This is a genomic window from Pseudomonas sp. Leaf59, from assembly GCF_920984685.1.
GTDB lineage: Bacteria > Pseudomonadota > Gammaproteobacteria > Pseudomonadales > Pseudomonadaceae > Aquipseudomonas.
Genome location: NZ_CAKLBR010000016.1, coordinates 104,987 through 131,661, shown reverse-complemented (window position 1 = coordinate 131,661; position 26,675 = coordinate 104,987). Strand labels below are relative to the sequence as shown.

Sequence of the window (26,675 nt, the reverse complement as noted above, 5' to 3'; positions counted from 1 at the left end):
TCAAGCAAAACGCGGTGTACCTGATACGGCTCAGCGTCTGGTTTTGGGGCTGCTGCGCAGCCCAACGCAGGACAAGCCTGCTCGCCACAGGGAATCTGCGCTTAACTGAACGGCATTAGGGCTCGCCCCGCGTTGGGTTCGCAGCCCCCCAATCAAGGACAACGCGGTCTGTCTGACACTGCGCGGAGCCTGGTTTTGGGGCTGCTTAGCAGCCCAACGCGGGGTTAGCCCTAATGCCGTTCAGTTAAGGAAAATGTGTGGGCTTATTGTGGCGAGCGGGCTTGCCCCGCGTTGGGGTGCGAAGCGCCCCCAATCAAGCAAAACGCGGTGTACTTGATACGGCTCAGCGCCTGGATTTGGGGCTGCTGCGCAGCCCAACGCAGGACAAGCCTGCTCGCCACAGAACCGCTCTATCCGGTCAACGCTTTTCCTGTTTATTGGGCAACGGCGCAAACAACGCCTCAATATCGTCATTGCCCAACTGCCAATCCCCGGTGGTTCGGCCGTCCAGTACGCCCGCCGCCAGATCCGACTTTTCCTTCTGCAGGTGCTGGATTTTCTCCTCCACCGTGCCCCGCGCAATCATCTTGTACACGAACACCGGCTTCTCTTGCCCGATGCGGTATGCGCGATCGGTGGCCTGGTTTTCGGTGGCCGGGTTCCACCACGGATCATAGTGAATCACGGTGTCGGCTTCGGTCAGGTTCAACCCCACACCGCCGGCCTTGAGGCTGATCAGGAATATCTGCAACTTGCCGCTCTGGAAGTCCTTGACCGGCGTGCGCCGATCCCGGGTCTGGCCGGTGAGCAAGGCGTAGGCGATCCCGCGCTGTTGCAGCTCCACTTCGATCAGGCTCAGCATCGAAGTGAATTGCGAGAACAGCAGCACCCTGCGCCCCTCGGCAAATAACTCATCGAGCATCTGCATCAGGCTGTCGAGCTTGCCCGAGCTGCTGCCATGGGCGGGCAGGCTGGCGTCGTTGACCAGGCGCAGGTCACAGCACACCTGGCGCAACTTCAGCAGCGCCTCGAGGATGATGATCTGGCTGCGCGCCACGCCCTTGCGGGTGATCTCGTCACGGACTTTCTTGTCCATGGCCAGGCGCATGGTTTCGTACACGTCGCGCTGCGCCTCGTTGAGATCGACCCAATGAATGATCTCGGTCTTGGGCGGCAATTCGGTGGCCACCTGTTCCTTGGTGCGCCGCAACAGGAAGGGTTTGATCCGACCGTTGAGGTGCTGCAAGCGCACCTCACTGGCGCGCTTTTCGATGGGCACGCGGTAATCACGATTGAAGCTTTTGACGTCCCCCAGCCAGCCCGGCAGCAGGAAGTGGAACAGCGACCACAACTCGCCCAGGTGGTTTTCCAGCGGCGTACCGCTCAGGCACAGGCGCTGGCGTGCATTCAGCCCGCGTGCCGCCTGGGCCGCCTTGCTGTTGGGGTTCTTGATGTACTGCGCTTCATCGAGGATCAGCACGTGCAAGGGCAGGGCGGCGAGCTGTTCGATGTCCTTGGGCAGCAGCGCATAGGTGGTCAGCAGCAGGTCGTAGTCCTGCAGGCTCTGATCCTTCGACGGCGCGAAATATTTCTTGCGCCCGGCGCCGTACAGCGCCAGCACCTTGAGTTGTGGAGTGAAATGCGCGGCTTCGTCGAGCCAGTTGGGAATCAGGCTGGTGGGCATCACCACCATGCACGGCCGGTCCAGGCGCCCGGCGGCCTTTTCCGTAAGGATATGCGCCAGGGTTTGCAGGGTTTTGCCCAGGCCCATGTCATCCGCCAGAATCCCGCCCACGTCCAACTGGCGCAGTGACTGCATCCAGCTCAGTCCCTCCAACTGGTACGGGCGCAGCGTCGCATTCAAGCCTTGGGGCGCGACGCAGGTGAAGTCTTTGATGTCGCGCAGGCGCTGGGCAAAGTTGCGGATCTTTTCGCCGCCTTCCCATTGCAGCGGCAGGTCTTGCAACGGGTTCAAGCGAATCGCGTCGGCCTTGGCCAGGCGCAACGTGGTGGTGCCCGGCTCCTGCAGATAGAACTCGCCGAGGGTGGCCAGCACCGGTTTGAGTCGACCGTACGGCAGCGCCACCTGCAGCGGTCCGTGGCCGTTGGGCAGGCCGGGAATATTCACCAGGATCAGCTCTTCATCGCGGCGCCGCGCCAGTTTCTCCGGGTTGAGAATTTCGGTGTGGGAGCGCATCAGGTTCAGCAGAATCGGCAGCAGGCTCAGGCGTTCGCCGTTGACGATGATGCCCAGTTCCAGGTCGAACCAGTCGCGCTCCGGCGCTTCGTCGACGCTGGCGTACCAGTCGTCTACCGGGCTCAGGTCGAAGCCGAAATCCTCATCGATCTGCAGCTCCCAGCCCTCGGCGCGCAAGCCTGGCGATGCATTGAGGGTGAAGTTCAGCCAGGCGCTGTCGTTGACCATCTCGAACAGTTCGCCGGCGCTTTCCGGCAGTGCCTTGCTCTGGCGCGTGGCGATCTTGAAACCGAGCTGGCGCAGGCGCTCGCGATACGGTTGCTCAAGCTCCGGGTGGCGTTTGATGCGCAGGCTCCGGGTTTCCTGGCGCACGATGATGTCGGCGTTTTTCTGCCCGCTGACGTAGTTGCCCAGGTAGTTGAACGACAACGCCGCACGGTGCTGGATGTAGCGCTGCATCTTGCCGTTGCGCGGCTCGAACGCGCTGAACTCGACACTGGCCAGCCACAGGCGCGGCACCGGCAGCACATCCTCCATCACCACCTGCGGCAGCACCACGCGGTTGTCGAGCACGGCCTGCAATTTACCCAGCAGCTCGGCGTCCTGCACCGCCGCCGGGTAGGCCAGGGTTTCCTGGACCTTGAGCAACACCGCAGCGATGTGTTTGCAGTTGGTGTGGACCGGGCAGGTGCAGCGGCTGTCCACCAGGATCAGCATGCCCTTGGCCGACTCACGCAACGAGATGGTCTGGCGATAGACGTTGCCGCCCGAGCCCTCGCAACTGGCGACGATGGTGCTGTCGCCGGATTCGACGATGCGCACGCGGTTTTCCAGCGCATACCGCCGGCCGCGCTCCAGGCTTTGCTCCTTGAAGCGGTTGGCCCACGAGGGGGCCAGGGGCTTGGTCAACGACGGCGTCAGGGACATGGCGCAGGATCAGTCCTGAAGGCCCGGCGGAGGCGCACTGGGGGGCTTGGCGGTCAGCGAAGTGATCTTGATCAGCAACGCCAGGTGGCCGCCGTCCAGGTAGTTGAGCTGATTGTTCTTGGTGCGCACGTCTTTCTGGGCCAGGTGTTCGCTGGCGATCACGCTGCCGTTGGCGTCGAACTGGTTGATCCAGAAGTCCGCGTCGATGTCGGTAAAGCGCCCCAGTTGCAGGCGCAGCACGCCCTGGAGGGGGAACTGGCCGAACTGTTCGGCGCCGTCGGTGATCGCGATTTTTACCGGTTGCTCACCGAGGTTCTGCTCCCAGGCCTTGTGCGCCAACACCGTGTAGCTTGAGTCGGCGCGCAGCTTGTCGACGATGGTGCCCAGGCGCGGCGGGCTCATCCGCTCGCCCAGACGCGGTGCGCCGGCGTCCCAGTCTTCCGCGGCGGGGCGGCTGTTGATCAGCGGTTCCGCGTTCTGGCGCACCAGGATCATTTCGACCTGATAAGGACTGTCGGCCAATGCCGCAGGCGCCACAACCACCAGCAACAGGCTCAAGATGCGGAACAGGCGCATGGGGGCGTCCTTCATGCAGATTTCGGGATGAGGCGCTCAAACAGCGCCTCCAGGGTATTGAAGCGTTCTTCCGGGCGTTCCATCGGCACCATGAATTTGAACAGCGTCGCCCCTTCGAATTTGTAGCGGTTGGGCTGGCCCTGGATCAGCTTGATCAGCACCAACGGGTCCACCGGCGTCTGCGCTTCAAACTCGATGCGCCCACCCTGCGGCCCGGCGTCGACCTTCTTGATGCCCAACTGCTCGGCCTGCAATTTGAGCAGGGTCAGACGCACCAGGTTCTTGGTCGGGTCGGGCAACAGGCCGAAGCGGTCGATCATCTCGACCTGCAGGTCCTTGAGGCCTTCTTCGTCGGTGGCCGAAGCGATGCGCTTGTACAGGATCAGCCGCGCGTGCACATCCGGCAGGTAGTCTTCGGGAATCAACGCCGGCAGGCGCAGGTTGATCTCCGGGCCGCCGCCCAGCGGTTGATCGAGGTTGGGTTGCTCGCCCTTGCGGATGGCTTTGACCGCGCGCTCCAGCATCTCCATATAAAGCGTGAAGCCCACGGCCTGGATCTGCCCGCTCTGGCCGTCGCCCAGCAACTCGCCGGCGCCACGGATTTCCAGGTCGTTGGTGGCCAGCACAAAGCCGGCACCCAGGTCCTGGGTGTTGGCGATGGCTTCCAGGCGCTTTTCGGCGTCGGAGGTGATCTGCTGGCGCGGCGGTGTGAGCAGGTAGGCGTAGGCCTGGTGGTGACTGCGCCCGACCCGGCCGCGCAACTGGTGCAACTGTGCCAGGCCGAACTTGTCGGCACGCTCGATGATGATGGTGTTGGCGCTCGGCACGTCGATGCCGGTCTCGATGATGGTCGAGGCGATCAGCACGTTGAAGCGCTTGTGGTAGAAGTCGCTCATTACCTGTTCGAGTTCGCGTTCGCGCATCTGCCCGTGGCCGATGGCGATGCGCGCTTCCGGTACCAGTTCGGCGAGGTCGGCGGCGCATTTCTCGATGGTCTTCACATCGTTGTGCAGGTAGTACACCTGGCCGCCGCGCAGCAGTTCACGTAGCAGCGCTTCCTTGACCGTGCTTTTGTTCTGCTCCATCACGAAGGTGCGCACCGACAGCCGGCGCGCCGGTGGCGTGGCGATGATCGACAGGTCGCGCATGCCCGACACCGCCATGTTCAGCGTGCGCGGAATCGGCGTGGCGGTGAGGGTGAGAATGTCGACTTCACTGCGCAGCGCCTTGAGCTGTTCTTTCTGACGCACGCCGAAGCGGTGCTCTTCGTCGATGATCACCAGGCCCAGGTTCTTGATCTTCACGTCGTCCGACAGCAGCTTGTGCGTGCCGATGACGATGTCGATCCTGCCCTCGGCCAGGTCGGCGATGGCGGCGTTGACTTCCTTGGCCGACTTGAAGCGGCTCATCACTTCCACGCTCACCGGCCAGTCGGCAAAGCGGTCGCGAAAGCTGTTGTAGTGCTGCTGGGCGAGCAGGGTGGTCGGCACCAGAATGGCGACCTGGCGACCGCCGTGCACGGCAATGAACGCGGCGCGCATTGCCACTTCGGTCTTGCCGAAGCCGACGTCGCCGCACACCAGGCGGTCCATCGGCTTGGGCGCGAGCATGTCGGCGCGCACGGCTTCGATGGTGGTTTGCTGGTCCGGGGTTTCTTCGAAGGCAAAGCCGGCGCTGAAGGTGGCGTAGTCGGCCTTGGGGTCGGCGAACGCATAGCCCTCGCGCGCGGCACGTCGTGCGTAGATATCGAGCAGTTCGGCCGCCACGTCGCGCACCTGTTCGGCGGCCTTGCGCTTGGCTTTTTGCCAGGTCTCGGAGCCGAGGCGGTGCAACGGCGCCAGCGCGTCGTCGCTGCCGGTATAGCGTGCGATCAGGTGCAGGCTGGCCACCGGCACGTAGAGCTTGGCGCCCTCGGCGTATTCCATGGTGAGGAATTCGGCGGCCTGGTTGTCGATCTCCAGGGTCTGTAGACCGAGGTAGCGGCCCACGCCGTGGTCGATATGCACCACCGGCGCGCCTTCACGCAGCTCGGTGAGGTTCTTGATCACCGCATCATTGTTGTGGTCGGCGCGTTTTTCGCGGCGGCGACGCTGCATCACGCGCTGGCCGAACAGCGGGCTTTCGGCGATCAGCGCCAGCGCCGGGTCGTCCAGCAGCAAGCCTTCATCGAGCGGCGCAATGGTGATCGCCAGGCGCTCCTGGCTGTTGACGAAGTCTGGCCAACTGTCGACAGTTTTCGGCCGCAGTTTGAGGCGCTCCAACAGCTCCAGCAGCACTTCGCGGCGCCCGGCGGACTCGGCGGTAAACAGCACGCGGCCCGGGAAGTCGCCGAGGAAGTTGGACAGCGCTTCCAACGGTTGCGTGGCTTTGGCCTGGATCGACAAGTCCGGCAGGGTCGCGGCGGGGAAGCGCTCGCGGCCACTGCCGGCGTCCACGTCCTGCTGACTGGCGACCACACGCGGCCAGTTTTTCAGGCGGGCGAAGCAGTCTTCCACCGGCAGGAACAGCTCGGCGGGCGGCAACAGCGGGCGGGACGGGTCGACGCGACGCTCTTCATAGCGGTTGCGCACGTCGTTCCAGAAGTTTTCTGCCGCCTGCTCGATGCCCGGCAGCGAGAACACCTGGGTGTCCTGGGGCAGGTAGTCGAACAGCGTGGAGGTTTCGTCGAAGAACAGCGGCAGGTAGTACTCGATACCGGCCGGGGTAATCCCGCTGCTCAGGTCCTGGAAGATCGGGCAGCGGCGGAAGTCGACGTCGAAGCGTTCGCGAAAGCGCGCCTTGAAGCGCGTGACCGCGTCCTTCTGCAGCGGGAACTCCCGGGCCGGCAACAGCTTGACCGAGTCGACTTTGTCGATGGAGCGCTGGTTTTCCGGGTCGAAGGTGCGCAACGTCTCGATTTCGTCATCGAACAGGTCGATGCGGTACGGCAACTTGCTGCCCATGGGGAACAGGTCGATCAGCGCGCCGCGCACGGCGAACTCACCGTGCTCGTACACCGTGTCGACGCAACGGTAGCCGCTGGCCTCCAGGCGCGTGCGCATCTGTTCCACGTCGAGCTTCTGGCCGATGTCCAGCACCAGGCTGCTGCCCAGCAGAAATTTGGTCGGCGCCAGGCGGTGCAAGGCGGTGGTGATCGGCACCACCAGCACGCCGTGGGCCAGTTCCGGCAGGCGGTACAGGCTGGCAATGCGCTGGGAAATGATGTCCTGATGCGGCGAGAACAGGTCGTAGGGCAGGGTTTCCCAGTCGGGAAAATGCAGCACCGGCAAATCCGGTGCGAAGAAGCTCAGCTCCTGCTCCAGCCGCTCGGCGCTCTGGCTGTCGGCGGTGAGCAGCAGGGTAAAGCGCTTGGCTGCGCTGGCAGCCTCGGCAATGGCCAGGCTCAGGGCGGCACCGGGCAGGTTGCCCCAGTGCTGTTTACCTGCCGCAGCAGGGAGGAGCGGTAGACGCAGGACGGGCACGGAAGGTTGAGCTCCAAGCGTTGCGACAAAGTCGGTAATTGTAACGGCCAGAGGTGCCGCCTGTCAGTTGCTGACTGTGCCTGATGCGGTTTTCGGGAAATGTAGTGGCTAAGACAAACAATGCTCGGTTTTGACTCAATATGTAGTGCCAAAAACGATGGATATTTCGGAGGGTTACGGACAAGTCGGCCGTGGTGTGCCACTGGTGGCCTTCTGGAACCCGCGTATTTCAAGGGCTGTGGCGGGGTGGTGTTTTTTTGCAAGGGGTTTTTGTTCGCCCTGGCGCATTGCTCATCGCGCACTCGGACGACATAATGTAGCCCCTTTTTTCAGCCCCTACATGTGGAAGGTTCCCGTGACTCAGAAGCCCGACCAGTGTCTTGGTGAATGGATCGACCGTGAAGCACTCGCAGAAGCGATGATCCCGCTTATCGGTCAGCTGTACCGCAATAACAATGTGGTGAGCTCGATCTATGGCCGCAGCCTGATCAACCAGTCTGTCATCGCGATTCTCAAAGCCCATCGCTTTGCGCGTCACCGTTCCGCCGACGACAGCGAACTCTCCGTCCACGAAACATTCCCGCTGCTCAAGGCCATGAGCGAGCTCAAGCTCGGCGCGGCCTCGGTCGACCTCGGCAAACTGGCCTACAAATTTCGCAAGGAAGGCGCCGGCCGCAGCGCCGAGCAGTTCGTGCGTGAAGAAATGGCCGACGTGGTTGGCCAGCAAAGCGCCGCCGCCCGCAAGGGCACCGACGTGGTGCTGTACGGTTTCGGTCGGATCGGTCGCCTGCTGGCGCGCATCCTCATCGAAAAAACCGGCGGCGGCGACGGCCTGCGCCTGCGGGCCATCGTGGTGCGCAAAGGTGCCGACAACGACTTGACCAAGCGCGCCAGCCTGCTGCGTCGCGATTCGGTGCACGGTCCGTTCAACGGCACCATCGTCATCGACGAAGAAAACAGCACCATCACCGCCAACGGTAACCTGATCCAGGTGATCTACGCGAAGAACCCGTCCGAGGTGGATTACACCCAGTACGGCATCAAGGATGCCCTGCTGGTGGACAACACCGGCGTATGGCGTGACGCCGAAGGCCTCGGCCAGCACCTGGCCTGCCCGGGTATCGACCGTGTTGTCCTCACCGCGCCCGGCAAGGGCAAGCTGAAGAACATCGTGCACGGCATCAATCATGGCGAGATCACCGCTGACGACAAGATTGTCTCCGCTGCGTCCTGCACCACCAACGCCATCGTGCCGGTGCTCAAGGCGGTGAACGACAAGTTCGGCATCGTCAATGGTCACGTCGAGACCGTTCACTCGTACACCAACGACCAGAACCTGATCGACAACTTCCACAAGGGCGACCGCCGTGGCCGCAGCGCTGCGCTGAACATGGTGATCACCGAAACCGGCGCCGCCACCGCTGCGGCCAAGGCCCTGCCTGAGCTGGCCGGCAAGCTGACCGGCAACGCGATCCGCGTGCCGACGCCGAACGTGTCGATGGCCATTCTCAACCTCAACCTTGAGACTGCCGCCAGCCGTGAAGAGATGAACGAGTACCTGCGCTACATGGCGCTGCACTCGGATCTGCACAAGCAGATCGACTACGTTAACTCGCAGGAAGTGGTGTCCACCGACTTCGTGGGCTCGCGCCACGCCGGTGTGGTGGACGCCGAGGCCACCATCAGCCAGGACAACCGCGTTGTGCTGTATGTGTGGTACGACAACGAGTTCGGCTACAGCTGCCAGGTGGTGCGCGTGATGGAAGACATGGCCGGGGTTAACCCGCCGGCGTTTCCGCGTTAAGCCTGTGTGTTGAAATGAAAAGGCCCCGACTGGTTCGGGGCTTTTTTATGGCGGGCAGTTTTTGTTGTTTGTGAGGGCCTCATCGGGAGCAAGCCCCCTCCCACATTTCGACTGCATTAACACAGTCAAACTGTGGGAGGGGGCTTGCTCCCGATAGCGGCGGGGCAGTCAACATTCTTCTCAATTGAGTAACGCGCTGCGCAGGCTGTCGGACAAGCCCTTGGGCGCCAGCCAGATGCCCAGATAGGCCTTCGCCAGCGCCTCATCGCGACTGCTGAACACCACCTTGCCATTGATCTCCAGGTTCAAACCGCGTCCCGGTCGAACATCCAGTGCATAGCGATCGCCGCTGCGGATAGTGCGAAAACTGGCGTGCAACTTGTCCAGCGCCGGCTTTAACCGGGCGCTGGCCTGCTGGCGCTCGAGGGTAGCCGTGGCGGCCTTGATCACATCATTGCGGTCAATGTCGCGAAAGTAATAGAGCTCCAGGCGCAGCGCTTTCTGCTGATCCCAGGCTTGCCTTGCGCTCGAATCCGCTGGCGCATACAGCGCAGCCGCATACACATCCGCCCAGAGATAATTGAGCACCGCCTGATTTTTCAGCACCAGCCCCTCGACCTGCGGCCGGAAAGCCGCTTGCCTGAGCCGGTCGGCATCGTTGGCGTGCGCGGTGATCGACAGCATGAGCATCAAGCAGATAAAGAGTTGTCGCATAATGGCCCTTCCTGAATTCAGCGCTGATTTGGGTGCTGTAGTATGGCAAGACTGGCCTACGACGCGACCAAGGGTTAATGTGCGCGGCGGTGAGCCTTCTATAGACTGTGCCCCGGTTCACACACTTGAGCCAAATTGTCCTTCATGACCGCTGGCCGCGGCATGATTTAGCCAGGCGTCCAACCGTACGCCTGGCCTGTTCTGAGGAGTACGCATGGCTGTCTACAACTACGACGTGGTGGTACTGGGTTCCGGCCCGGCTGGAGAAGGCGCGGCAATGAACGCCGCCAAAGCGGGGCGCAAGGTGGCGATGGTCGACAGCCGTCGCCAGGTCGGCGGCAACTGCACCCACCTGGGCACCATCCCGTCCAAGGCCTTGCGTCACTCGGTCCGCCAGATCATGCAGTTCAACACCAACCCGATGTTCCGGGCCATTGGTGAGCCGCGCTGGTTCTCCTTCCCGGACGTGTTGAAAAGCGCCGAAAAAGTCATCGCTAAACAAGTGGCCTCGCGTACCGGCTTTTACGCCCGTAACCGCGTCGACCTGTTTTTCGGCACCGGCAGCTTCGCCGACGAGCAGACCGTCGAAGTGGTCTGCGCCAATGGCGTGGTCGAGAAGCTGGTGGCCAAGCACATCATCATCGCCACCGGTTCGCGCCCATACCGCCCGGCGGACATCGATTTCCACCACCCGCGTATCTACGATAGCGACACCATCCTGAGCCTGGGCCATACCCCGCGCAAGCTGATCATCTACGGCGCCGGTGTGATCGGCTGTGAATACGCCTCGATCTTCAGCGGCCTGGGTGTGCTGGTCGAGCTGGTGGACAACCGCGACCAGTTGCTCAGCTTCCTCGACTCGGAAATCTCCCAGGCGTTGAGCTACCACTTCAGCAACAACAACATCACCGTGCGTCACAACGAAGAGTACGAGCGGGTCGAAGGCCTGGACAACGGGGTGATCCTGCACCTCAAGTCCGGCAAGAAGATCAAGGCCGACGCCTTGCTGTGGTGCAACGGCCGTACCGGCAACACCGACAAGCTGGGCATGGAAAACATCGGGGTCAAGGTCAACAGCCGTGGCCAGATCGAAGTGGACGAGAACTACCGCACCTGCGTGACGAACATCTACGGCGCCGGCGACGTGATCGGCTGGCCGAGTCTGGCCAGTGCGGCGCACGACCAGGGTCGTTCGGCCGCCGGCAGCATTATAGACAACGGCAGCTGGCGCTATGTGAACGACGTGCCGACCGGGATCTACACGATTCCCGAGATCAGCTCGATCGGCAAGAACGAGCACGAGCTGACCAAGGCCAAGGTGCCTTACGAAGTGGGCAAGGCGTTCTTCAAGAGCATGGCGCGGGCGCAGATTGCCGGTGAGCCGCAAGGCATGCTGAAAATCCTGTTCCACCGCGAGACCCTGGAAGTGCTCGGCGTGCACTGCTTCGGCTACCAGGCCTCGGAGATCGTGCACATCGGTCAGGCCATCATGAGTCAGCCGGGTGAGCAAAATACCCTCAAGTACTTTGTGAACACCACGTTCAACTACCCGACCATGGCTGAAGCCTATCGGGTAGCCGCTTACGACGGCCTCAACCGGCTTTTTTGAGCGGCTCCGGCCGGTGGCCTGAGCCGGCCGGGGAGACCGATTTCAGTAATTCCCGAGGGTGGCAGTGGCCAAACCGGGAAAGTCTGTAATCAGGCTATCTACGCCGAAGTCGGCGAGCCTGCGCATCAGCGCAGGTTCGTTGACTGTCCACACCGACACGTGCAAACCCTGGCGCTGGGCTTTTTCCAGCCGTTCAGGGGTGCACAGTGTCCAGTTCAAGGCCAGGTACTCACAGCCGTAGTTCTGCGCGACCTTCAATGGATCGAGCCAGGCGTATTCGGCCACCAGCCCGCGTGACAGGTCCGGGGTGAGGTCCACCGCCGCTTTCAATACTTCCCGCGAGCTTGAGGTGACGGTGACCTTGTCCATCACGCCAAAGCGCACGGCCATCTCGCGAATCGCCAGCACGGTGGTCGCGGCGCGGGTGCGTGAGGCGCTTTTGACTTCCAGTTGCCAATGATCGAAATCGCACTGTTCGAACAACTGCTCCAGGCGCGGGATCGGGCACGGCTTCACCCAGCCGGGTCCGCCTTTGCGCGCATCCATTTTCACCAGGTCCGCCGCTGAATACTCGACCACCTTGCCGCGCCGGTCGGTGGTGCGCTTGAGGGTCGGGTCGTGGATGACCATCAGCTCGCCGTCCATGGACAGGTGCAGGTCCAGTTCGCAGCGGCGTACGCCGTGCTTGAGGCATTCCTGAAAGCTGGTCAGGGTGTTTTCCGGTGCTTCGCCTTTGGCACCGCGATGGCCGTAGATCAGGGTCACAGTTGCTCCTTTGCGCCAGGGTGGCTGGCGTAGTGAATTCGTAGTCAGAGGTCGTCGCTTTGTTCCCGCGCCAGGCGGCGTTCCTGCGCCTGTTTCTGCAGGATGTAGCGTGCCAGCAATTGGCGTTGGGCATCGGTCATGGATTCGAATTGCGTGGCCACCTCAAAGCCGTCGTCCTGTGGCGTGCACTGGGTGACTCGCGCACGCAGCAGCAGGCCGAGCGCCTGGGGCATCAGCACCAGCTTGACCGCCAGGTGCGAATCGGGTGCCACGGGGGCCGGGTGATGGAAGTCGATGCCGCCCTCGGAGATGATCACCGGCTGCGGCGCGCCGACTTCATCGAGCAGGCCGCGCGCCATGATCTGGCTGAGCAGGTCCAGACGTTTGTTCTGCACGCGCAGGAAGGCGGCGAGGGTGCGATCCTTCTCGCTCAGTTGGCGCAGCAGGTGCTGGGCTTCGAATTCGCTGAGGTGCAGTTCGCTGAGCAGATTGAACAGCGGCGAATCATCCAGCAACACTTCCTTGCCCGCCGCTTCGGGGGCCGACAAGGTTTTGATTTGAAGTGCGATCATGTCGTCGATACGGTAGTATTCGCGGCGCTCTTCTTCATCTAATGTCGACATGGCGAACCCCAGTTAGCGGCAATGGTCTGAGTGTAAAGCTGCTGACCAGCCCCCGCCACCGGGACGTCTTCTTTTCCTCCGAACAAGCCCCGACATGTTCAGACCTCTCTTCGTATTTATCGGCACGCGTTATACCCGTGCAAAGCGTCGCAATCATTTTGTGTCGTTCATTTCCTTGACCTCGATGATCGGTCTCGCCCTGGGCGTGGTCGTAATGATCGTGGTGCTGTCGGTGATGAACGGCTTCGATCATGAGATGCGCACCCGCGTGCTGGGCATGGTGCCCCACGCGACCATCGAGGGCGATGCACCGATTAGCGACTGGCAAAGCCTGGCCGCCAGGGTCAAGCAGAACCCAAAGGTGCTGGCCGTAGCGCCCTTTACCCAGATGCAGGGCTTGCTGACCCATGACGGCAAGGTGCAGAAAATCCTGCTCAATGGCGTCGACCCGGCTCAGGAACGCAACGTGTCGATCATCGACAAGTTCATGTTGCAGGGCAAACTCGACGACCTGGCTCCCGGCAGCTTCGGTATCGTGATCGGCGACAAGGCGGCGGCCAAGCTCGGCGTGGGCGTCGGCGACAAGCTCACCTTCGTCGCGCCGGAAGTGACCGTGACCCCGGCCGGCATGTTCCCGCGCATGAAGCGCTTTACCGTGATCGGCACCTTCCACGTCGGCGCCGGCGAGATCGACGGTTACCTGGGCCTTACCAACCTCACCGATCTTGCGCGCCTGCATCGCTGGCAGCCGGATCAGGTGCAAGGCCTGCGCCTCAAGTTCAACGACCTGTTCGATGCGCCGCGCGGCGCCTGGGAAATTGCCCAACATCTGGGCGAGTCCGAGTACTACGCGCGCGACTGGACCCGTACCCATGGCAACCTGTATCAAGCCATCCGCATGGAAAAAGCCATGATCGGCCTGCTGTTGCTGCTGATCGTCGCCGTGGCCGCGTTCAACATCATCTCCACCCTGGTGATGGTGGTGAATGACAAGAAGGGCGATATCGCGATCCTGCGTACGCTCGGCGCCACGCCGGGGCAGATCATGGCGATCTTCATGGTGCAGGGCACCGTGATCGGCGTGGTCGGCACCCTGATCGGCACGGCGGTCGGGATCCTGGCCGCGCTCAATGTCAGCGCCGCGATTGCCGCGCTGGAAAAAGTGCTCGGTCACAAGTTCCTCAACGCCGACGTCTACTTCATCGACTACCTGCCGTCCCAGGTTCAGGCCCAGGACGTGTTGATGGTGGGCGGCGCCGCGTTGGTCCTGAGTTTTCTTGCCACCCTGTATCCAGCCTGGCGCGCGGCACGTACCCAGCCAGCACAGGCCTTACGTTATGAGTGAATCGGGCATGAGTGAAAAAGCAATCCTGAGCTGCCGCAACCTGGGCAAATCCTACGAGGAAGGCCCGGAGTCGGTGGTGGTGCTGTCCAACCTGCAACTTGAGTTGCATCCGGGCGAGCGCGTGGCGATCGTAGGCAGTTCCGGCTCGGGCAAAAGTACCTTGCTCAACCTGCTGGGCGGCCTTGATACGCCGTCCAAGGGCAGCGTATGGCTGGCTGGCGAAGAACTGTCGGCCCTCGGTGAAAAGGCCCGTGGCCAGTTGCGCAACCGCTCGCTGGGCTTTGTGTACCAGTTCCACCATCTGCTGCCGGAATTCACCGCGCTGGAGAACGTGTGCATGCCGCTGCTGATCGGCAAGACCGCGATCCCCGAAGCACGCCAGCGCGCCAAGGCCTTGCTCGAGCGCGTGGGCCTCGGCCATCGCCTGGAGCACAAACCGGCCGAGTTGTCCGGCGGCGAGCGCCAGCGTGTGGCGATTGCCCGCGCCCTGGTCAACAACCCGGGACTGGTGATGCTCGACGAGCCCACCGGCAACCTCGACTCCCACACCGCCCAGGGCATCAAGGACCTGATGCTGGAACTGAGCACCCAGATGCGCACCGCGTTCCTGGTGGTGACCCATGACATGAGCATGGCCCGCCAGATGGATCGCGTGCTGCATCTGCAGGAAGGTCATCTGGTCGCCATCTGACCCGTTTCAGGCCCGGTGCTTCACGTGCCGGGCTTTTTCATTTTTTCAGACGGTGCCCGCTAATGTTCAGACCGTTATCGATTTTCATCGGCACGCGCTATACCCGCGCCAAGCGCCGCAACCGTTTTGTCTCGTTTATCTCGATGACCTCGATGATCGGCCTCGCCCTGGGCGTGCTGGCGATGATCGTGGTGCTCTCGGTGATGAACGGTTTCCAGCGTGAAATGAGCTCACGCATCCTCGGCATGGTGCCCCACGCCACCATCGTCGGCGTGAAGCCGATGGACGATTGGCGGCCGGTGGCAGCGGCGGCGATGAAGAATCCTGAAGTGACCGCTGCCGTACCTTTCACCCAGATGGACGGCATGTTTTCCTACAAGGGCGCCATGCAGCCGATCGAGATCAGCGGCGTCGACCCGGCACAGGAAGGCAAGGTGTCGATCGTGGCCCAGCACATCGTGCGCGGCAAACTCGACGACTTGAAGGCCGGCGAGTTCGGCGTGGTGATCGGTGACATCACCGCGCGGCGCTTTCGCCTGAACGTGGGCGACAAACTGACCCTGATCGTGCCGGAAATCAGTACCGCCCCCGGCGGCATCACCCCGCGCATGCAGCGCTTGAACGTGGTGGGTATCTTCAAGGTCGGTGCCGAGCTGGATGGCTCCATGGCGTTGATCCATATGGCCGACGCCGCCGAGATCCAGCATTGGCAACCCAATCAGGTGCAAAGCGTGCGCCTGGCGGTAAAGGACTTGTATGCGGCGCCCAAGGTCTCGGCCGATATCGCCGCCAGTCTCGGTGCGGCCTACAAACCGGATGACTGGACTCACACCCAGGGCAGCCTGTTCAGTGCGATGAAAATGGAAAAGACCATGATCGGCCTGTTGCTGCTGATGATCGTCGCCGTGGCAGCGTTCAACATCATTGCCACCCTGATCATGGTGGTGAACGACAAGGGCGCGGACATTGCGATTTTGCGCACCATTGGCGCCACGCCACGGCAGATCATGGCGATCTTCATGGTGCAGGGCACGGTCATCGGGATTGTCGGCACCCTGATCGGCGGCGTGCTGGGGGTGATTGCCGCGCTTAATGTAAGCGAGCTGGTGGGCTGGCTGGAGCGGGTGAGCGGGCAGCATATCTTCAGTTCGGACGTGTATTTTGTCAGCAACCTGCCCTCGGAGCTGCAAGGTGGGGATGTGCTGCTGATCTGCACGGCGGGGTTTGTATTGAGCTTTCTGGCCACGCTGTACCCGGCGTACCGGGCGGCGAAAATCGAGCCGGCGCATGCCTTGAGATATTCCTGATTCGATCATTGTGGGAGCGTTGAAATGACCTTGCGTACATCCTTGTTATTGGCAGGCTGCCTGCTGGTGTTGAGTGTCGATGCTCTGGCCGACGCGGCGCACGGCTTCGCCTTTGGTCATCCGGCTGCGGCGGATAAAGCCACGCGCAGTGTGGAGGTGACCCTGCAGGACATTGCGTTCGCGCCCAAGTCCCTGGATGTAAAGGCCGGTGAGACCGTGCGCTTTGTGCTGGTCAACAAAGGCCAGTTGCTCCATGAATTCAACCTGGGCGACGCGGCGATGCATGCCGAGCACCAGAAGGAAATGCTGCAGATGCTGGCCAGGGGCATGCTCACGTCCACTGGCATGGCGAAGATGGATCATGCTGCCATGGGCCATGGTGCGATGAAGCACGATGACCCGAACAGTGTGCTGGTGGAGCCGGGTAAAACCGCCGAGCTGACCTGGACCTTCGCCAAGGCCACCGGTCTTGAGTTCGCCTGCAACCTGCCGGGGCACTATCAGGCAGGAATGGTCGGCACGCTGACCGTTGAGTGAGGCGATGATTAAGGGCGGGCGCAAAGGCTGGTAGACTGGCGCGGTTTATTTAGCCAGGTTCCCGTCATGCATCCCGCCGCCGAACACTCACCGCTGGGCAAGTCCAGTGAATACATCAGCACCTATACCCCTTCGTTGCTGTTCCCGATTCCGCGCGCCGCCAAGTGGGCCGAGCTGGGCCTGAGCGCCGAGACCCTGCCGTACAAGGGCGTGGACTTCTGGAACTGCTTCGAACTGTCCTGGTTGTTGCCTTCGGGCAAGCCGGTGGTGGCCATCGGCGAATTCAGCATCCCTGCCGACTCGCCGAACATCATTGAATCCAAGTCCTTCAAGCTGTACCTCAATTCGCTGAACCAGACCGCGTTCGCCGATACCCAGGACCTGCAAGCCACACTGCACAACGACCTGAGCTTTGCCGCCGGCAAGCCGGTGAGCGTGCGTATCCGCAGCCTGGCCGAGGTCGAGGCCGAAGGCGTGATGGCTTTGCCGGGTGTGTGCATTGATGCGTTGGATATCAGCGTCAGCAACTATGAGCATCCGCGCCCGGAACTGCTGCGCTGCGACGATTCACGCGTGGTGGAGGAGAGCGTGCACAGCCACTTGCTCAAATCCAATTGCCCGGTCACCAGCCAGCCGGACTGGGGCAGCGTGGTGGTGGACTATCGCGGTGCGGCGTTGGATCACGCCAGTCTGCTGGAATACCTGGTGAGCTTTCGCCAGCATTCGGACTTTCATGAGCAGTGTGTGGAGCGGATCTTTCTCGACCTGCAGCGCTTGCTCAAGCCTGAAAGGTTGACGGTGTACGCGCGCTATGTGCGCCGTGGCGGGCTGGATATCAACCCGTATCGCAGCACTGAGGAGGTGGCGTTCCAGAACGTGCGTCTGGCGCGTCAGTAGCCTGCACATAAAACCCAATGTGGGAGGGAGCAAGCCCCCTCCCACATGAAGCGTTTAGATACCGATGTTGCCCAGGGTGATCATGATGTTGCGCAAGGTCCCGGAAATAACCGGGTGATCAGCGTCGAACTCAATGGCCGCCTGATTCACGTCGTCGGAAATGCTCGGCGTCTGGGTGGCCGGCTCCAGTTCAAGTTGCGTTTCAAACCTGGCAAGCAGGGCTTCCAGCGCTTCACGCTTTTCGGCCGGCAGTGGCGGATCCTGTTCCAGTTGCTCGCGCAGAATGTTGACCTGTTCTTGCAGTTTTTCGCGGGCAGGCATGGTGTTCTTCCTTTTATCGATAGGCACTGGCATAGACCGCGGCGTGCCGCGAAAGGTCTACGGGCTGATCGGTAGATTAATCCACTGCGGCCCGCCGTGCATGCTCTCGATCAGGGCTTCTCGCCTTTGAGCCGGCGCAGGCTGATGTCCGCCAGGCAGGTGCCGAGTTCACCGAGGTGGTCGATCACCGAGTGCACACCCAGCCCATACAGGGCCACAGTCGCCTTGCCGCGCTTTTGCTCGCGTTGCTGCTCGGTGAGCGCTTGCCACTGCTCGGGTGCCAGGCCGCACAGAGAGCCGCAGGAAGCCAGACCGATGGTCCACAGGCCGGCGTTGAGGCCCGATTGCAGCAGGCGCGGCTCGCCGCTGACCAGCACGCAGCCTTCCAGGCGTTCGATGTTCAATTCCATCAAGGCTTGCCAGCACGCATGAGGCGCGGGCCAGCGAATGGAGGAGGGCGATGTGGCCTTGATCCAGGCGGGCAGCGTAGCCGCCAGGGGCGCGGTCACCGAGGGCGGCAGTTCATCCAGCCAGGCGCAGGGCACGCCTTGTTCCTTCAGGCTGCGCAGACTGTTCAGTGCGCCGGGGGTGGCTTGGGAGTCGGGGGCTGGCGAGTCATTGCGGGCCAGGGAACCGAAGTCCACCAGGCAGCCACTCAGGCCAAATAGCACGGCAGTCAATGACGGGGCCGTGGCGACGGCAATCTCGGCGTGTGGCATCAGAACATCCCTGAAATAGCTCTGACGCTATCGAGCCGGCATGACAAGTCAATGACACCGAGGCTGATTGTGAGAAATTTGCGCATTTTTCGTAAGACGTTTCCAGGTGGCTGCCTAAACCCGCACTTCCGTCATATACTGACGGCCAAATTCAGGGCATAGCGCCCATGACAGATCATTCAAGGAGCAAAAGCTATGCGCTGGAGCCAGTACTTCGCTCAGCTGTCGGTGTGTGCCACCGTACTATTCGTACCCTTTGCTGCACAGGCGGCATCGGAAGATGATCCATGGGAAAGCGTCAACCGCCCCATCTTCTCCTTCAACGATACGGTTGATACCTACGCCCTCAAGCCAATTGCCCAAGGCTATCAGTTCATCACTCCGCAATTCGTGCAGGACGGCGTGCATAACTTCTTCCGCAACATCGGCGATGTCGGCAACCTCGCCAACAACGTGCTGCAGCTCAAGCCGCACAACGCTGGCGTGGACACCGCCCGTCTGTTGGTCAACACCACCTTCGGCGTGCTGGGCTTCGTCGACGTCGGCACCCGCATGGGCCTGCAGCGCAGCGATGAAGACTTTGGCCAGACCCTCGGTTACTGGGGCGTGGGCAGCGGTCCTTACGTGATGCTGCCACTGCTCGGCCCAAGCACCTTGCGTGATGCGCCGTCCAAATACGTCGACAGCTACACCTCGCCGTACCGCTACATGAATGACATCGACTGGCGCAACAGCGTCTTCGGCTTGAACCTGGTCGATACCCGCGCCAGCCTGCTCGACAGCGAAAAACTGATCACCGGCGACAAATACACCTTTATCCGTAACGCTTACCTGCAGAACCGCGAGTTCAAGGTCAAGGACGGCAAGGTCGTCGACGACTTCTAAGTCGAGACGTTTTGAAACGAAAAAGGCGACCCAATGGTCGCCTTTTTTGTGCGCAGCTTTTAGCGCATTTTCAGGATCCTGAGCCCCAGTTGCTGTTCTTCGCCCGCCGTCTTAGCCCATACCACTTCGGTATCAGCCTCCAGGCCCTTGAGGGCGGCGTGCTCCGAATCGATGCGGACGGTCAGCTGATCGCCGACGTTGAACTGGCGAGGTGCCTGCACCTGCATGCCGGAACTGGAAAGGTCCACGCAAACCCCGGCAATTTCCTGCCCGGCATGGATCAATGACACATCGGCATCCACCCGCATGCGGATGAAATCGCGTTTTTCAGCGTAGTCGCGCTCGTGTTCGCTCACAGGTTCCATCCTTACTTTGTGTTGTGGTGGTAGCTGTTCTTATAACTCCCGGTGATTTGCGGTGTAAAGAGGCTCGGCGACCATCGGCGTGAGCTTGAAACCCCTGACGGATGGGAGTACCGTCTGCGCCTTAGAAGGGCACCTCTGCTTTACAGTTGTGCGTGGGCAAAACGCCCGTGCTTTGTAGGACAGAGAGGCTAGAAAGCGAATCCAGTAGTGTGAGCCCGGCCATTGTCGCGCTGCCTACGCCAACCTAATTCTGGCGCCGTTTGCCCACATGCAAAAAACCAGTGCCACGCTGCTGATAATCGATGACGACGAAGTAGTGCGCGCGAGCCTCGCGGCCTATTTGGAAGACAGTGGCTTCAGCGTCCTGCAGGCCAGCAATGGCCAACAGGGTCTCCAGGTGTTCGAGCGCGACCAGCCCGACCTCGTGATCTGCGACCTGCGCATGCCCCAGATGGGCGGCCTGGAGCTGATCCGCCAGGTGACCGAGCGCGCGCCGCAGACGCCAGTGATCGTAGTGTCCGGTGCCGGCGTGATGAACGATGCCGTCGAGGCCTTGCGCCTGGGCGCCGCCGATTACCTGATCAAGCCCCTGGAAGACCTGGCCGTGCTGGAGCATTCGGTGCGCCGCGCCCTTGACCGCGCGCGCCTGCTGCAGGAAAACCTGCGCTACCGCGAAAAGCTCGAAACCGCCAACCGCGAACTCGAAGCCAGCCTGAACCTGCTCCAGGAAGACCAGAACGCCGGTCGCCAGGTACAGATGAATATGCTGCCGGTGAGCCCCTGGACCATCGACGACTTTCAGTTCGCTCACCAGATCATCCCTTCGCTGTACCTGTCGGGAGATTTTGTCGACTATTTCCGCGTGGATGAGCGCCGTGTGGCGTTCTACCTGGCCGACGTGTCCGGTCACGGTGCGTCCTCTGCATTTGTCACCGTGCTGTTGAAGTTCATGACCACACGGCTGTTGTTCGAGTCCAAGCGCAATGGCACGCTGCCGGAGTTCACGCCTTCGCAGGTGCTGGGCCACATCAACCGGGGCCTGATCAGCTGCAAGCTGGGCAAGCACGTAACGATGGTGGGCGGCGTGATCGATGAAGAAACCGGTCTTTTGACCTACAGTATTGGCGGTCACTTGCCGATGCCTGTTCTATACACTCCAGACAGTGTGCGTTATCTGGAAGGCCGTGGTCTGCCGGTGGGCTTGTTCAATGAAGCCACCTACGAAGACCATATCCTGGAACTGCCGCCGACGTTCAGCCTTACGCTGATGTCCGACGGCATCCTGGATCTTCTTCCAGAGCCTACACTCAAAGAGAAAGAAGCCGCCTTGCCCCAAAAGGTCAAGTCGGCGGGCGGCAGCCTGGATGGCCTGCGGCAGGTTTTTGGATTGGCCACGCTGGGGGAGATGCCGGATGATATCGCCCTACTGGTGTTGAGCAGGAATCTTTGATGAGTACCGGAAGAATCCAATTCGCCGAGCAGGACGGAACCTTCGTCCTCAAATTCGTCGGTGAAGTGCGCCTGACCTTGTGTTCAGCGCTGGATGCGACGATTGAGCGGATCTTCACTGCGCTGAACTTCTCGGCGATCGTGATCGATCTGACCGAAACCCGCAGCATCGACAGCACCACCCTGGGGCTGCTGGCCAAGCTGTCCATTCTGTCGCGGCAGAAGGTCGGCCTGTTGCCCACCGTCGTCACCACCCACGACGACATCACCCGGCTGCTGCAGTCCATGGGCTTCGATCAGGTGTTCAACATCGTCGACCGTCCGATCCCGTGCCCGGAATGCCTCACCGACCTGCCGTCCCAGGACCAGTCCGAGGAGATCGTGCGGGTCAAGGTGCTCGAAGCGCACAAGATCCTGATGGGGCTCAACGAGTCCAACCGCGAAGCCTTTCACGACCTCGTGAATGCTCTCGAACGCCACTGATCCCCCACTGCTGGAACACAATCAAATGTGGGAGTTCGGCTTGGGATCAGCGACCACAAAAAAGGGCGGCACCCTCACAGGTGCCGCCCTTTTTGCTGCTGCCTGCCTTTACAGCTTGGCAGTCAACAACGCCTCCAGCTTCTCCTGATCGCGGGCAAACTGACGAATCCCCTCCGCCAGCTTCTCGGTCGCCATCGCATCCTCGTTGGACTCCCAACGGAACTGCGCTTCAGTCATGTGCACCCGCGCTTCCCCGGCGTGCCCTGGCGACAGCTTGCGCTCAAGCTTGCCTTCATCGGCCGCCAGCTTCTCCAGCAGGTCCGGGCTGATGGTCAGGCGATCACACCCGGCCAGCTCTTCGATCTGGCTCAGATTACGGAAGCTCGCACCCATCACTACGGTCTTGTAGCCATTGGCCTTGTAGTAGTTGTAGATGCGCGTCACCGACTGCACGCCCGGGTCATCGGAACCGGTGTAGTCGTTGCCATTGGCCTTCTTGTACCAATCGTAGATACGGCCCACGAACGGCGAAATCAGGAACACCCCGGCCTCGGCGCAGGCTACGGCCTGGGCAAACGAGAACAGCAGCGTCAGGTTGGTCTGGATGCCTTCCTTTTCCAGCTGCTCGGCGGCGCGGATGCCTTCCCAGGTGGAAGCGATCTTGATCAGCACGCGGTCGCGGCCAACGCCGGCTTTGTCGTACAGATCGATCAGACGGTGCGCACGCTTGAGTACGGCGTCGGTGTCGAACGACAGGCGGGCATCCACCTCGGTGGAAATACGCCCCGGCACCACCTTGAGAATCTCCTGACCCACCGCCACCGCAAAACGGTCACTGGCCAGGCCGACATCGCCGTTACAGTCCTGCACACACTCGTCCAGCAGCTTGGCGTAGCCCGGGATCGACGCGGCCTTGAGCAGCAGGGAAGGGTTGGTGGTAGCGTCCTGCGGCTTGAGCTTGGCGAGGGTGGAAAAATCGCCGGTATCGGCTACCACGGTGGTGAATTGCTTGAGTTGTTCCAGCTTGGAAGTCATGGGCGTGCTCTGTCCTATGGGTCTGATGACATTACCCGAGCGCCAGCAGGCGCTCAAGGGCGCAAATGCGTTCGATCGTTTGCGAGGGCAACAACCTGAAAACAGCCGTTTGAATGGCGGGCCTTACTCGGTAATTGGAGGCCGCAATCGGTGGCAGGTTCAACCCGATTACCGGATGCCATCCCGATCCCAATGTGGGAGGGGGGCTTGCTCCCGATAGCGCCAGCCCAGCCACCACACATTAACGATCAACGCCCCTCCAGCAACTCCCCCGCCTGATCCAGCAACGCCAACGGATCCGCAGCCTTGTGAATATCCACCGACAACAACTGCCGAAACTTCCGAGCCCCCGGAAACCCGGTGCCCAACCCCAATATATGCCGAGTAATGTGATGCATCGTCCCACCACTGGCCAGATGCTCAGCAATATAAGGCCGCAACTGCACCAACACCTGCGCCCGACTGATCACCGGCGCCTCGCTTCCAAACAACCGCTGATCCACCTGCGCCAGCACATAGGGATTGTGATAAGCCTCGCGGCCCAGCATCACCCCATCGAACGTCTGCAAATGCGCCTCGCACTCCTCCAGCGTCTTGATCCCGCCGTTGAGAACAATCTCCAGCTCGGGAAAGTCCTGCTTCAACTGCGCCGCCACGTCATAGCGCAATGGCGGAATGTCACGATTCTCCTTGGGCGACAACCCCTCCAGAATCGCGATCCGCGCATGCACGGTAAAACTGGTACAGCCCGCATCCTTCACTTGCCCGACGAAATCACACAGCTGGGCATAACTGTCCCGTCCATTAATGCCGATACGATGCTTGACGGTCACCGGGATCGACACCGCATCACGCATCGCCTTCACGCAATCGGCCACCAGCGCAGGATGCGCCATCAGGATCGCGCCGATCATGTTGTTCTGCACCCGGTCACTCGGGCAGCCGACGTTCAGGTTCACCTCATCGTAACCGGCAGCCTCGGCCATGCGCGCACACGCGGCCAGGTCGGCGGGAACACTGCCACCCAGCTGCAGCGCCAGAGGATGCTCGGCTTCGTTGTGGCGCAGGAAGCGCTCGTGATCACCGTGGAGGATCGCGCCGGTAGTGACCATCTCGGTGTAGAGCAGGGCGTGTTTGGAGAGCAGACGCAGGAAGTAGCGGCAGTGGCGGTCGGTCCAGTCCATCATCGGGGCGACGGAGAAGCGGCGGGAGAGTGGGGCGGTTTGTAGGGGCATTGGGGATCTGAGTCAGCGAGGTGAATGGGGCGCAGTTTATCAGGGATGGGTCTGGGGGCGGAGGTGCGTGTTTTGCGCCCGTCACCACTGCGAGCGCGGACGTTGTCTTGTGTGGAATATGCCAAGAATTTGTAAGCGATCTCCACGTACCCGATACGGGATCAAGTAGGACCAGTTGGGCACCGCCCATTCTCGGGTGTGCTTTACCCGACCTTCACGGCCCATGGAAGGAAACTGAGCTAGCTTGTCGACACTAGCGAAAATGGCATCGGAGAAGTCGTCAGCTGCCTTGGGATTTTCGAGAGCGATATAGTTTGCTTCGTCTTCCAGATTTTTGAGTGCTGTTGCAAGCCACTCAACCTGCATTCCGGCTCCAGCGCCGAGCGCGCATTGCTGCCACCTGATCATCGGTGGCGAATTTGCCTTGATCGGCTTCTTTTACTGCCAGCTCGATCTGAGCGGTCAGCGTTTTTTCGTGCTCGATGTAGTCGCGGAGGACGTCCATCGCCAGATAGGTCGCAGTCTGGCCGCTGGTTTTGGCCAAGTCGGCGAGAGAGTTGGACAAGTCTTCCGGGAGGTTTAGGGAGATTCCAGTCATGGCGGTCTCGATGGTGGATGGTTGTAGGGCATCTTACACCGCGGAGCGCTGGCTTGAATGAGCAGGTCGTCGCTGTGTGTATCCGGAAGTGATCTTGCGTCTTCAGGCAAGTCGGGAAGCTTCAACGGTGGTCGCGCTGGGGATGTGATATCGAGCTTCAGGTCTCTGAAGGATAGTACGTTTCCCCCAAAGTAGTAGCCAAGGATGGCAGCGACAAATACGTTACCTGATGCTGTCTGAAAATAGGCACTTTCCAGAACTTGACCCTTTAGCTGTCCAGGATCGTGACCATGAAGAAGGCTGAACGGAGCCTCGTTCACGCTGGCAACTAGCTCATGGGGGTTCAGGTCCAGTAGGAGCTCACCATCGTCACTGCGTGCATCCGACCATATTATCGAACGCACAATTTTTCCGAAGGTCCCAGGCGAGTGTCTCCTCTCGGCCTCCTCAAACCACTGAAGAGCCTGAGGGCTGTCGTTCAAAAGATCACTCATGGATATACCGCGAAAAGTAGTGTTTCGCAGAGCATAGCAGCGAGCGTGAACGGGTGATCCGTAAGATTGTTTTGACCGAATTGTTTGACATTTTTGAAGGGGGGCAGCGGTGCGGTGGTACGAAAGTGGTACGGAGAATTGTTGGCGGTTCACAACACTATGTATCTAGGGACGTCGGTAATTAGTAGTTCCAATCCATCATCGGAGCGACGGAGAAGCAGCGGGAGAGTGGGGCGGTTTGTAGGGGCATTGGAGGGATCTGGATCATGGCGAATGACGCGCAGTTTATCAGGGATGCATGCTGGCTGTCGGAGCGGCGTATATTGCCCGTTTCACGACAGTGCTGGGCAAGGACGCAAAGCGCCTCTGTCGCCCGGGTCGCGTTCTGACGCTGAGCGACGCCTTATCACGCGTCGGTAGGATCCGAGCTAGTATTGAAGGATGTGGTCTTAAAAAGTCAGCGCTTATTTCTCGCCGAAATTGCCGCGACGTTCTTGATGCCCATCATCGGTTCCCGGCCTGACCGCCAGGACGCAGCCAACCTATGTCCCTCTAGCCGTTCGGAGTGATCAGAAAACAATGATAACTATCCAGGAACTCAACGAGTTCACCAGCAACCCGGAGTTGACTGCCAGCATCGCGCAGGTTTGGGAACTGATCGGCCAGCATTTCGAACAGGCCCAGGCCAGCTTGCCGTCTGAGCAGGCGATGGAGCGTCGTGAGTTGTCGTTCCATGATCACGTACGCCTGCTGGGCTACCTGTCGCTTTTGGTGGCCGAACTGCCGGGTGACGTGGTGGAAATCGGCGTGTGGAAGGGCAAGTCGTTGATGCTGATGAACGAGGTGTGCAATGGCGAGCGGCGTGTCATCGGTATTGACCCGTTTGAGTTGCCGAACCAGTTTGAGGAGTTCAGTCACTATCAGGCGTTGATGCTGCCTGATGCGGTGGTGATTCGCGGCTTCTCGGAACTCAGTGCCGAGCGTTTCTACAATCTGGCGCCCAGGGTTGCGCTGTTGCATATCGATGGCGGTCACACCATGCGCAACGTGTTGCTGGATTTCCTGCTGTATTCGCCGAGCGTGGTGCCGGGCGGTTTTATTGTGCTGGACGATTATCGCGACTTTAAACACTCGCCTGAGGTGGGGCCTGCGGTCGATCTGCTCAGGGCTACGGGGTTCTTCAGAGACTTCAACGTGCTGGGAAGCGTGCATGGTTTTGAGAACAGCTACGTGTTACAGCGGATGTAAGCGTTTCCCAGGTCGGCGCTCTGGACGCATCCTGTCCCCAGGCAAAATTTCATCATTCTCTGCCGTGTTGAGGTTTACGATTCTCTGCAAGAGAGGCCCAACGCCTCCAGCCTGCAGAGAACCCAGGAAATGACCTCAAACCTCGTCAAACTTTTGCTGATCAGCGGCACATTGCTATTGAACGCCTGCTCCTCGGGCGCGAACGTCAGCAGCGACCCATGCTTCTCGGGTGGATGCCAGGCGTTTGGCGACCATAGCCCGAGTAAAGCCGCCAAAACGAGTTTTGGCGGCAGCGGGCTGGGTAGCAGTTATGAAGAGTATGGTTCGGGGTTGTTGCATGATGATTGATGCGGCACTGGGCCAGCCAGTTTTGTGGTGACTGACCCATTG

Annotated in this window: 26 protein-coding genes; 12 read left to right on the top strand and 14 right to left on the bottom strand. The window is 61.0% G+C overall.

Annotated features, from left to right (window positions below; all coding sequences use genetic code 11):
- Window positions 1-418 precede the first annotated feature (418 nt).
- The 3 genes from LUB09_RS17505 to mfd are packed head-to-tail and all read right to left on the bottom strand — an operon-like array spanning window position 419 to window position 7,161.
- A complete protein-coding gene (locus tag LUB09_RS17505) occupies window positions 419-3,124 on the bottom strand; it encodes a DEAD/DEAH box helicase (protein WP_209990128.1) in 2,706 nt (901 codons plus the stop codon).
- Between the two features lie 9 nt (window positions 3,125-3,133).
- A complete protein-coding gene (locus LUB09_RS17500; RefSeq protein WP_209990132.1) occupies window positions 3,134-3,700 on the bottom strand; it encodes a CsiV family protein in 567 nt (188 codons plus the stop codon).
- A gap of 11 nt (window positions 3,701-3,711) precedes the next feature.
- Window positions 3,712-7,161, bottom strand: coding sequence for a transcription-repair coupling factor (gene mfd / locus LUB09_RS17495; protein WP_231423190.1), 3,450 nt, complete (start codon window positions 7,159-7,161; stop codon window positions 3,712-3,714).
- 340 nt (window positions 7,162-7,501) lie between these two features.
- Between mfd and LUB09_RS17490 the strand changes: the two genes are divergently transcribed.
- On the top strand, window positions 7,502-8,965 hold the full coding sequence (locus LUB09_RS17490; RefSeq protein ID WP_032870509.1) for a glyceraldehyde-3-phosphate dehydrogenase: 1,464 nt from the start codon (window positions 7,502-7,504) through the stop codon (window positions 8,963-8,965).
- Window positions 8,966-9,145: 180 nt separating this feature from the next.
- On the opposite strand, the gene LUB09_RS17485 is transcribed toward LUB09_RS17490, so the two are convergent.
- Entirely contained in the window at window positions 9,146-9,679 is a 534-nt protein-coding gene (locus LUB09_RS17485) for a chalcone isomerase family protein (protein ID WP_231423189.1), read from the bottom strand.
- A gap of 214 nt (window positions 9,680-9,893) precedes the next feature.
- Here LUB09_RS17485 and sthA point away from each other — a divergent pair, with 214 nt between their 5' ends.
- Complete coding sequence (gene sthA / locus LUB09_RS17480; protein WP_057009571.1) at window positions 9,894-11,288, top strand: Si-specific NAD(P)(+) transhydrogenase; 1,395 nt, start codon at window positions 9,894-9,896, stop codon at window positions 11,286-11,288.
- Between the two features lie 42 nt (window positions 11,289-11,330).
- On the opposite strand, the gene LUB09_RS17475 is transcribed toward sthA, so the two are convergent.
- Both LUB09_RS17475 and LUB09_RS17470 read right to left on the bottom strand, forming a co-directional pair.
- The gene (locus tag LUB09_RS17475) at window positions 11,331-12,053 is read right to left on the bottom strand and encodes a glycerophosphodiester phosphodiesterase (protein ID WP_231423188.1); all 723 of its coding nucleotides are present in this window, start codon (window positions 12,051-12,053) and stop codon (window positions 11,331-11,333) included.
- 44 nt (window positions 12,054-12,097) lie between these two features.
- The gene (locus tag LUB09_RS17470; RefSeq protein WP_231423187.1) at window positions 12,098-12,676 is read right to left on the bottom strand and encodes a PilZ domain-containing protein; all 579 of its coding nucleotides are present in this window, start codon (window positions 12,674-12,676) and stop codon (window positions 12,098-12,100) included.
- A 94-nt stretch (window positions 12,677-12,770) separates the two neighbouring features.
- Between LUB09_RS17470 and LUB09_RS17465 the strand changes: the two genes are divergently transcribed.
- The 5 genes from LUB09_RS17465 to queF all read left to right on the top strand — a co-directional run bounded on the left by LUB09_RS17465 (window position 12,771) and on the right by queF (window position 17,453).
- Window positions 12,771-14,021, top strand: a complete 1,251-nt coding sequence (locus LUB09_RS17465) for a lipoprotein-releasing ABC transporter permease subunit (RefSeq protein WP_209990145.1) — start codon at window positions 12,771-12,773, stop codon at window positions 14,019-14,021.
- Between the two features lie 7 nt (window positions 14,022-14,028).
- The gene (gene lolD, locus LUB09_RS17460; protein WP_167325114.1) at window positions 14,029-14,712 is read left to right on the top strand and encodes a lipoprotein-releasing ABC transporter ATP-binding protein LolD; all 684 of its coding nucleotides are present in this window, start codon (window positions 14,029-14,031) and stop codon (window positions 14,710-14,712) included.
- Window positions 14,713-14,774: 62 nt separating this feature from the next.
- Window positions 14,775-16,019 carry a lipoprotein-releasing ABC transporter permease subunit gene (locus LUB09_RS17455; RefSeq protein WP_209990150.1) on the top strand — a complete coding sequence of 415 codons (1,245 nt, stop codon included), beginning with the start codon at window positions 14,775-14,777 and terminating at the stop codon, window positions 16,017-16,019.
- A gap of 24 nt (window positions 16,020-16,043) precedes the next feature.
- Window positions 16,044-16,556: a copper-resistant cuproprotein CopI gene (gene copI, locus LUB09_RS17450; protein ID WP_231423185.1), complete on the top strand. Its 513-nt coding sequence runs from the start codon at window positions 16,044-16,046 to the stop codon at window positions 16,554-16,556.
- A gap of 66 nt (window positions 16,557-16,622) precedes the next feature.
- Window positions 16,623-17,453, top strand: coding sequence for an NADPH-dependent 7-cyano-7-deazaguanine reductase QueF (queF, locus tag LUB09_RS17445; protein WP_231423184.1), 831 nt, complete (start codon window positions 16,623-16,625; stop codon window positions 17,451-17,453).
- 54 nt (window positions 17,454-17,507) lie between these two features.
- On the opposite strand, the gene LUB09_RS17440 is transcribed toward queF, so the two are convergent.
- Both LUB09_RS17440 and LUB09_RS17435 read right to left on the bottom strand, forming a co-directional pair.
- A complete protein-coding gene (locus LUB09_RS17440) occupies window positions 17,508-17,774 on the bottom strand; it encodes a DUF4404 family protein (RefSeq protein ID WP_057009578.1) in 267 nt (88 codons plus the stop codon).
- Between the two features lie 110 nt (window positions 17,775-17,884).
- Window positions 17,885-18,493 (bottom strand): HAD family phosphatase, encoded by a 609-nt coding sequence (locus tag LUB09_RS17435; protein ID WP_231423182.1) that lies wholly within the window; start codon window positions 18,491-18,493, stop codon window positions 17,885-17,887.
- A 195-nt stretch (window positions 18,494-18,688) separates the two neighbouring features.
- Between LUB09_RS17435 and LUB09_RS17430 the strand changes: the two genes are divergently transcribed.
- Complete coding sequence (locus tag LUB09_RS17430) at window positions 18,689-19,378, top strand: MlaA family lipoprotein (protein WP_231423180.1); 690 nt, start codon at window positions 18,689-18,691, stop codon at window positions 19,376-19,378.
- Between the two features lie 59 nt (window positions 19,379-19,437).
- Here LUB09_RS17430 and LUB09_RS17425 read toward each other — a convergent pair whose 3' ends face one another.
- A complete protein-coding gene (locus tag LUB09_RS17425) occupies window positions 19,438-19,734 on the bottom strand; it encodes a PilZ domain-containing protein (RefSeq protein WP_057009581.1) in 297 nt (98 codons plus the stop codon).
- 277 nt (window positions 19,735-20,011) lie between these two features.
- On the opposite strand from LUB09_RS17425, the gene rssB reads away from it, so the two are divergent.
- Window positions 20,012-21,193, top strand: a complete 1,182-nt coding sequence (gene rssB, locus LUB09_RS17420; RefSeq protein WP_209990164.1) for a two-component system response regulator RssB — start codon at window positions 20,012-20,014, stop codon at window positions 21,191-21,193.
- Complete coding sequence (gene rssC, locus LUB09_RS17415; protein ID WP_003235194.1) at window positions 21,193-21,675, top strand: anti-sigma factor antagonist RssC; 483 nt, start codon at window positions 21,193-21,195, stop codon at window positions 21,673-21,675. Before rssB ends, rssC begins: the two co-directional genes overlap by 1 nt.
- Before the next feature lie 108 nt (window positions 21,676-21,783).
- On the opposite strand, the gene tal is transcribed toward rssC, so the two are convergent.
- The 5 genes from tal to LUB09_RS17390 all read right to left on the bottom strand — a co-directional run bounded on the left by tal (window position 21,784) and on the right by LUB09_RS17390 (window position 25,037).
- A complete protein-coding gene (tal, locus tag LUB09_RS17410) occupies window positions 21,784-22,710 on the bottom strand; it encodes a transaldolase (RefSeq protein WP_209990167.1) in 927 nt (308 codons plus the stop codon).
- A gap of 248 nt (window positions 22,711-22,958) precedes the next feature.
- Window positions 22,959-23,945, bottom strand: coding sequence for a tRNA dihydrouridine(20/20a) synthase DusA (gene dusA, locus LUB09_RS17405; RefSeq protein WP_231423178.1), 987 nt, complete (start codon window positions 23,943-23,945; stop codon window positions 22,959-22,961).
- Between the two features lie 81 nt (window positions 23,946-24,026).
- On the bottom strand, window positions 24,027-24,311 hold the full coding sequence (locus LUB09_RS17400) for a type II toxin-antitoxin system RelE/ParE family toxin (RefSeq protein ID WP_231423176.1): 285 nt from the start codon (window positions 24,309-24,311) through the stop codon (window positions 24,027-24,029).
- Window positions 24,301-24,543 (bottom strand): CopG family ribbon-helix-helix protein, encoded by a 243-nt coding sequence (locus tag LUB09_RS17395; RefSeq protein ID WP_231423173.1) that lies wholly within the window; start codon window positions 24,541-24,543, stop codon window positions 24,301-24,303. The genes LUB09_RS17400 and LUB09_RS17395 overlap by 11 nt, the downstream gene beginning before the upstream one ends.
- On the bottom strand, window positions 24,540-25,037 hold the full coding sequence (locus LUB09_RS17390; protein WP_231423171.1) for a hypothetical protein: 498 nt from the start codon (window positions 25,035-25,037) through the stop codon (window positions 24,540-24,542). The genes LUB09_RS17395 and LUB09_RS17390 overlap by 4 nt, the downstream gene beginning before the upstream one ends.
- 579 nt (window positions 25,038-25,616) lie before the next feature.
- On the opposite strand from LUB09_RS17390, the gene LUB09_RS17385 reads away from it, so the two are divergent.
- Together LUB09_RS17385 and LUB09_RS17380 are read left to right on the top strand one after the other, a co-directional pair.
- Window positions 25,617-26,285 (top strand): class I SAM-dependent methyltransferase, encoded by a 669-nt coding sequence (locus LUB09_RS17385; protein ID WP_231423169.1) that lies wholly within the window; start codon window positions 25,617-25,619, stop codon window positions 26,283-26,285.
- A 129-nt stretch (window positions 26,286-26,414) separates the two neighbouring features.
- Window positions 26,415-26,633, top strand: a complete 219-nt coding sequence (locus LUB09_RS17380; RefSeq protein ID WP_231423167.1) for a hypothetical protein — start codon at window positions 26,415-26,417, stop codon at window positions 26,631-26,633.
- Window positions 26,634-26,675: the final 42 nt, after the last annotated feature.

Bases quoted from the DNA above. Each gene is read 5' to 3' on its own strand.
- LUB09_RS17395 (WP_231423173.1), bottom strand. From the start codon at position 24,543: ATGACTGGAATCTCCCTAAACCTCCCGGAAGACTTGTCCAACTCTCTC.
- LUB09_RS17390 (WP_231423171.1), bottom strand. From the start codon at position 25,037: ATGAGTGATCTTTTGAACGACAGCCCTCAGGCTCTTCAGTGGTTTGAG.
- LUB09_RS17485 (WP_231423189.1), bottom strand. From the start codon at position 9,679: ATGCGACAACTCTTTATCTGCTTGATGCTCATGCTGTCGATCACCGCG.
- LUB09_RS17385 (WP_231423169.1), top strand. From the start codon at position 25,617: ATGATAACTATCCAGGAACTCAACGAGTTCACCAGCAACCCGGAGTTG.
- LUB09_RS17490 (WP_032870509.1), top strand. From the start codon at position 7,502: ATGTGGAAGGTTCCCGTGACTCAGAAGCCCGACCAGTGTCTTGGTGAA.
- queF (WP_231423184.1), top strand. From the start codon at position 16,623: ATGCATCCCGCCGCCGAACACTCACCGCTGGGCAAGTCCAGTGAATAC.
- rssB (WP_209990164.1), top strand. From the start codon at position 20,012: ATGCAAAAAACCAGTGCCACGCTGCTGATAATCGATGACGACGAAGTA.
- LUB09_RS17440 (WP_057009578.1), bottom strand. From the start codon at position 17,774: ATGCCTGCCCGCGAAAAACTGCAAGAACAGGTCAACATTCTGCGCGAG.
- LUB09_RS17505 (WP_209990128.1), bottom strand. From the start codon at position 3,124: ATGTCCCTGACGCCGTCGTTGACCAAGCCCCTGGCCCCCTCGTGGGCC.
- LUB09_RS17455 (WP_209990150.1), top strand. From the start codon at position 14,775: ATGTTCAGACCGTTATCGATTTTCATCGGCACGCGCTATACCCGCGCC.
- LUB09_RS17380 (WP_231423167.1), top strand. From the start codon at position 26,415: ATGACCTCAAACCTCGTCAAACTTTTGCTGATCAGCGGCACATTGCTA.
- LUB09_RS17500 (WP_209990132.1), bottom strand. From the start codon at position 3,700: ATGCGCCTGTTCCGCATCTTGAGCCTGTTGCTGGTGGTTGTGGCGCCT.
- LUB09_RS17400 (WP_231423176.1), bottom strand. From the start codon at position 24,311: ATGCAGGTTGAGTGGCTTGCAACAGCACTCAAAAATCTGGAAGACGAA.
- LUB09_RS17435 (WP_231423182.1), bottom strand. From the start codon at position 18,493: ATGCCACACGCCGAGATTGCCGTCGCCACGGCCCCGTCATTGACTGCC.
- sthA (WP_057009571.1), top strand. From the start codon at position 9,894: ATGGCTGTCTACAACTACGACGTGGTGGTACTGGGTTCCGGCCCGGCT.
- LUB09_RS17465 (WP_209990145.1), top strand. From the start codon at position 12,771: ATGTTCAGACCTCTCTTCGTATTTATCGGCACGCGTTATACCCGTGCA.
- rssC (WP_003235194.1), top strand. From the start codon at position 21,193: ATGAGTACCGGAAGAATCCAATTCGCCGAGCAGGACGGAACCTTCGTC.
- copI (WP_231423185.1), top strand. From the start codon at position 16,044: ATGACCTTGCGTACATCCTTGTTATTGGCAGGCTGCCTGCTGGTGTTG.
- lolD (WP_167325114.1), top strand. From the start codon at position 14,029: ATGAGTGAAAAAGCAATCCTGAGCTGCCGCAACCTGGGCAAATCCTAC.
- LUB09_RS17470 (WP_231423187.1), bottom strand. From the start codon at position 12,676: ATGTCGACATTAGATGAAGAAGAGCGCCGCGAATACTACCGTATCGAC.
- dusA (WP_231423178.1), bottom strand. From the start codon at position 23,945: ATGCCCCTACAAACCGCCCCACTCTCCCGCCGCTTCTCCGTCGCCCCG.
- tal (WP_209990167.1), bottom strand. From the start codon at position 22,710: ATGACTTCCAAGCTGGAACAACTCAAGCAATTCACCACCGTGGTAGCC.
- LUB09_RS17430 (WP_231423180.1), top strand. From the start codon at position 18,689: ATGCGCTGGAGCCAGTACTTCGCTCAGCTGTCGGTGTGTGCCACCGTA.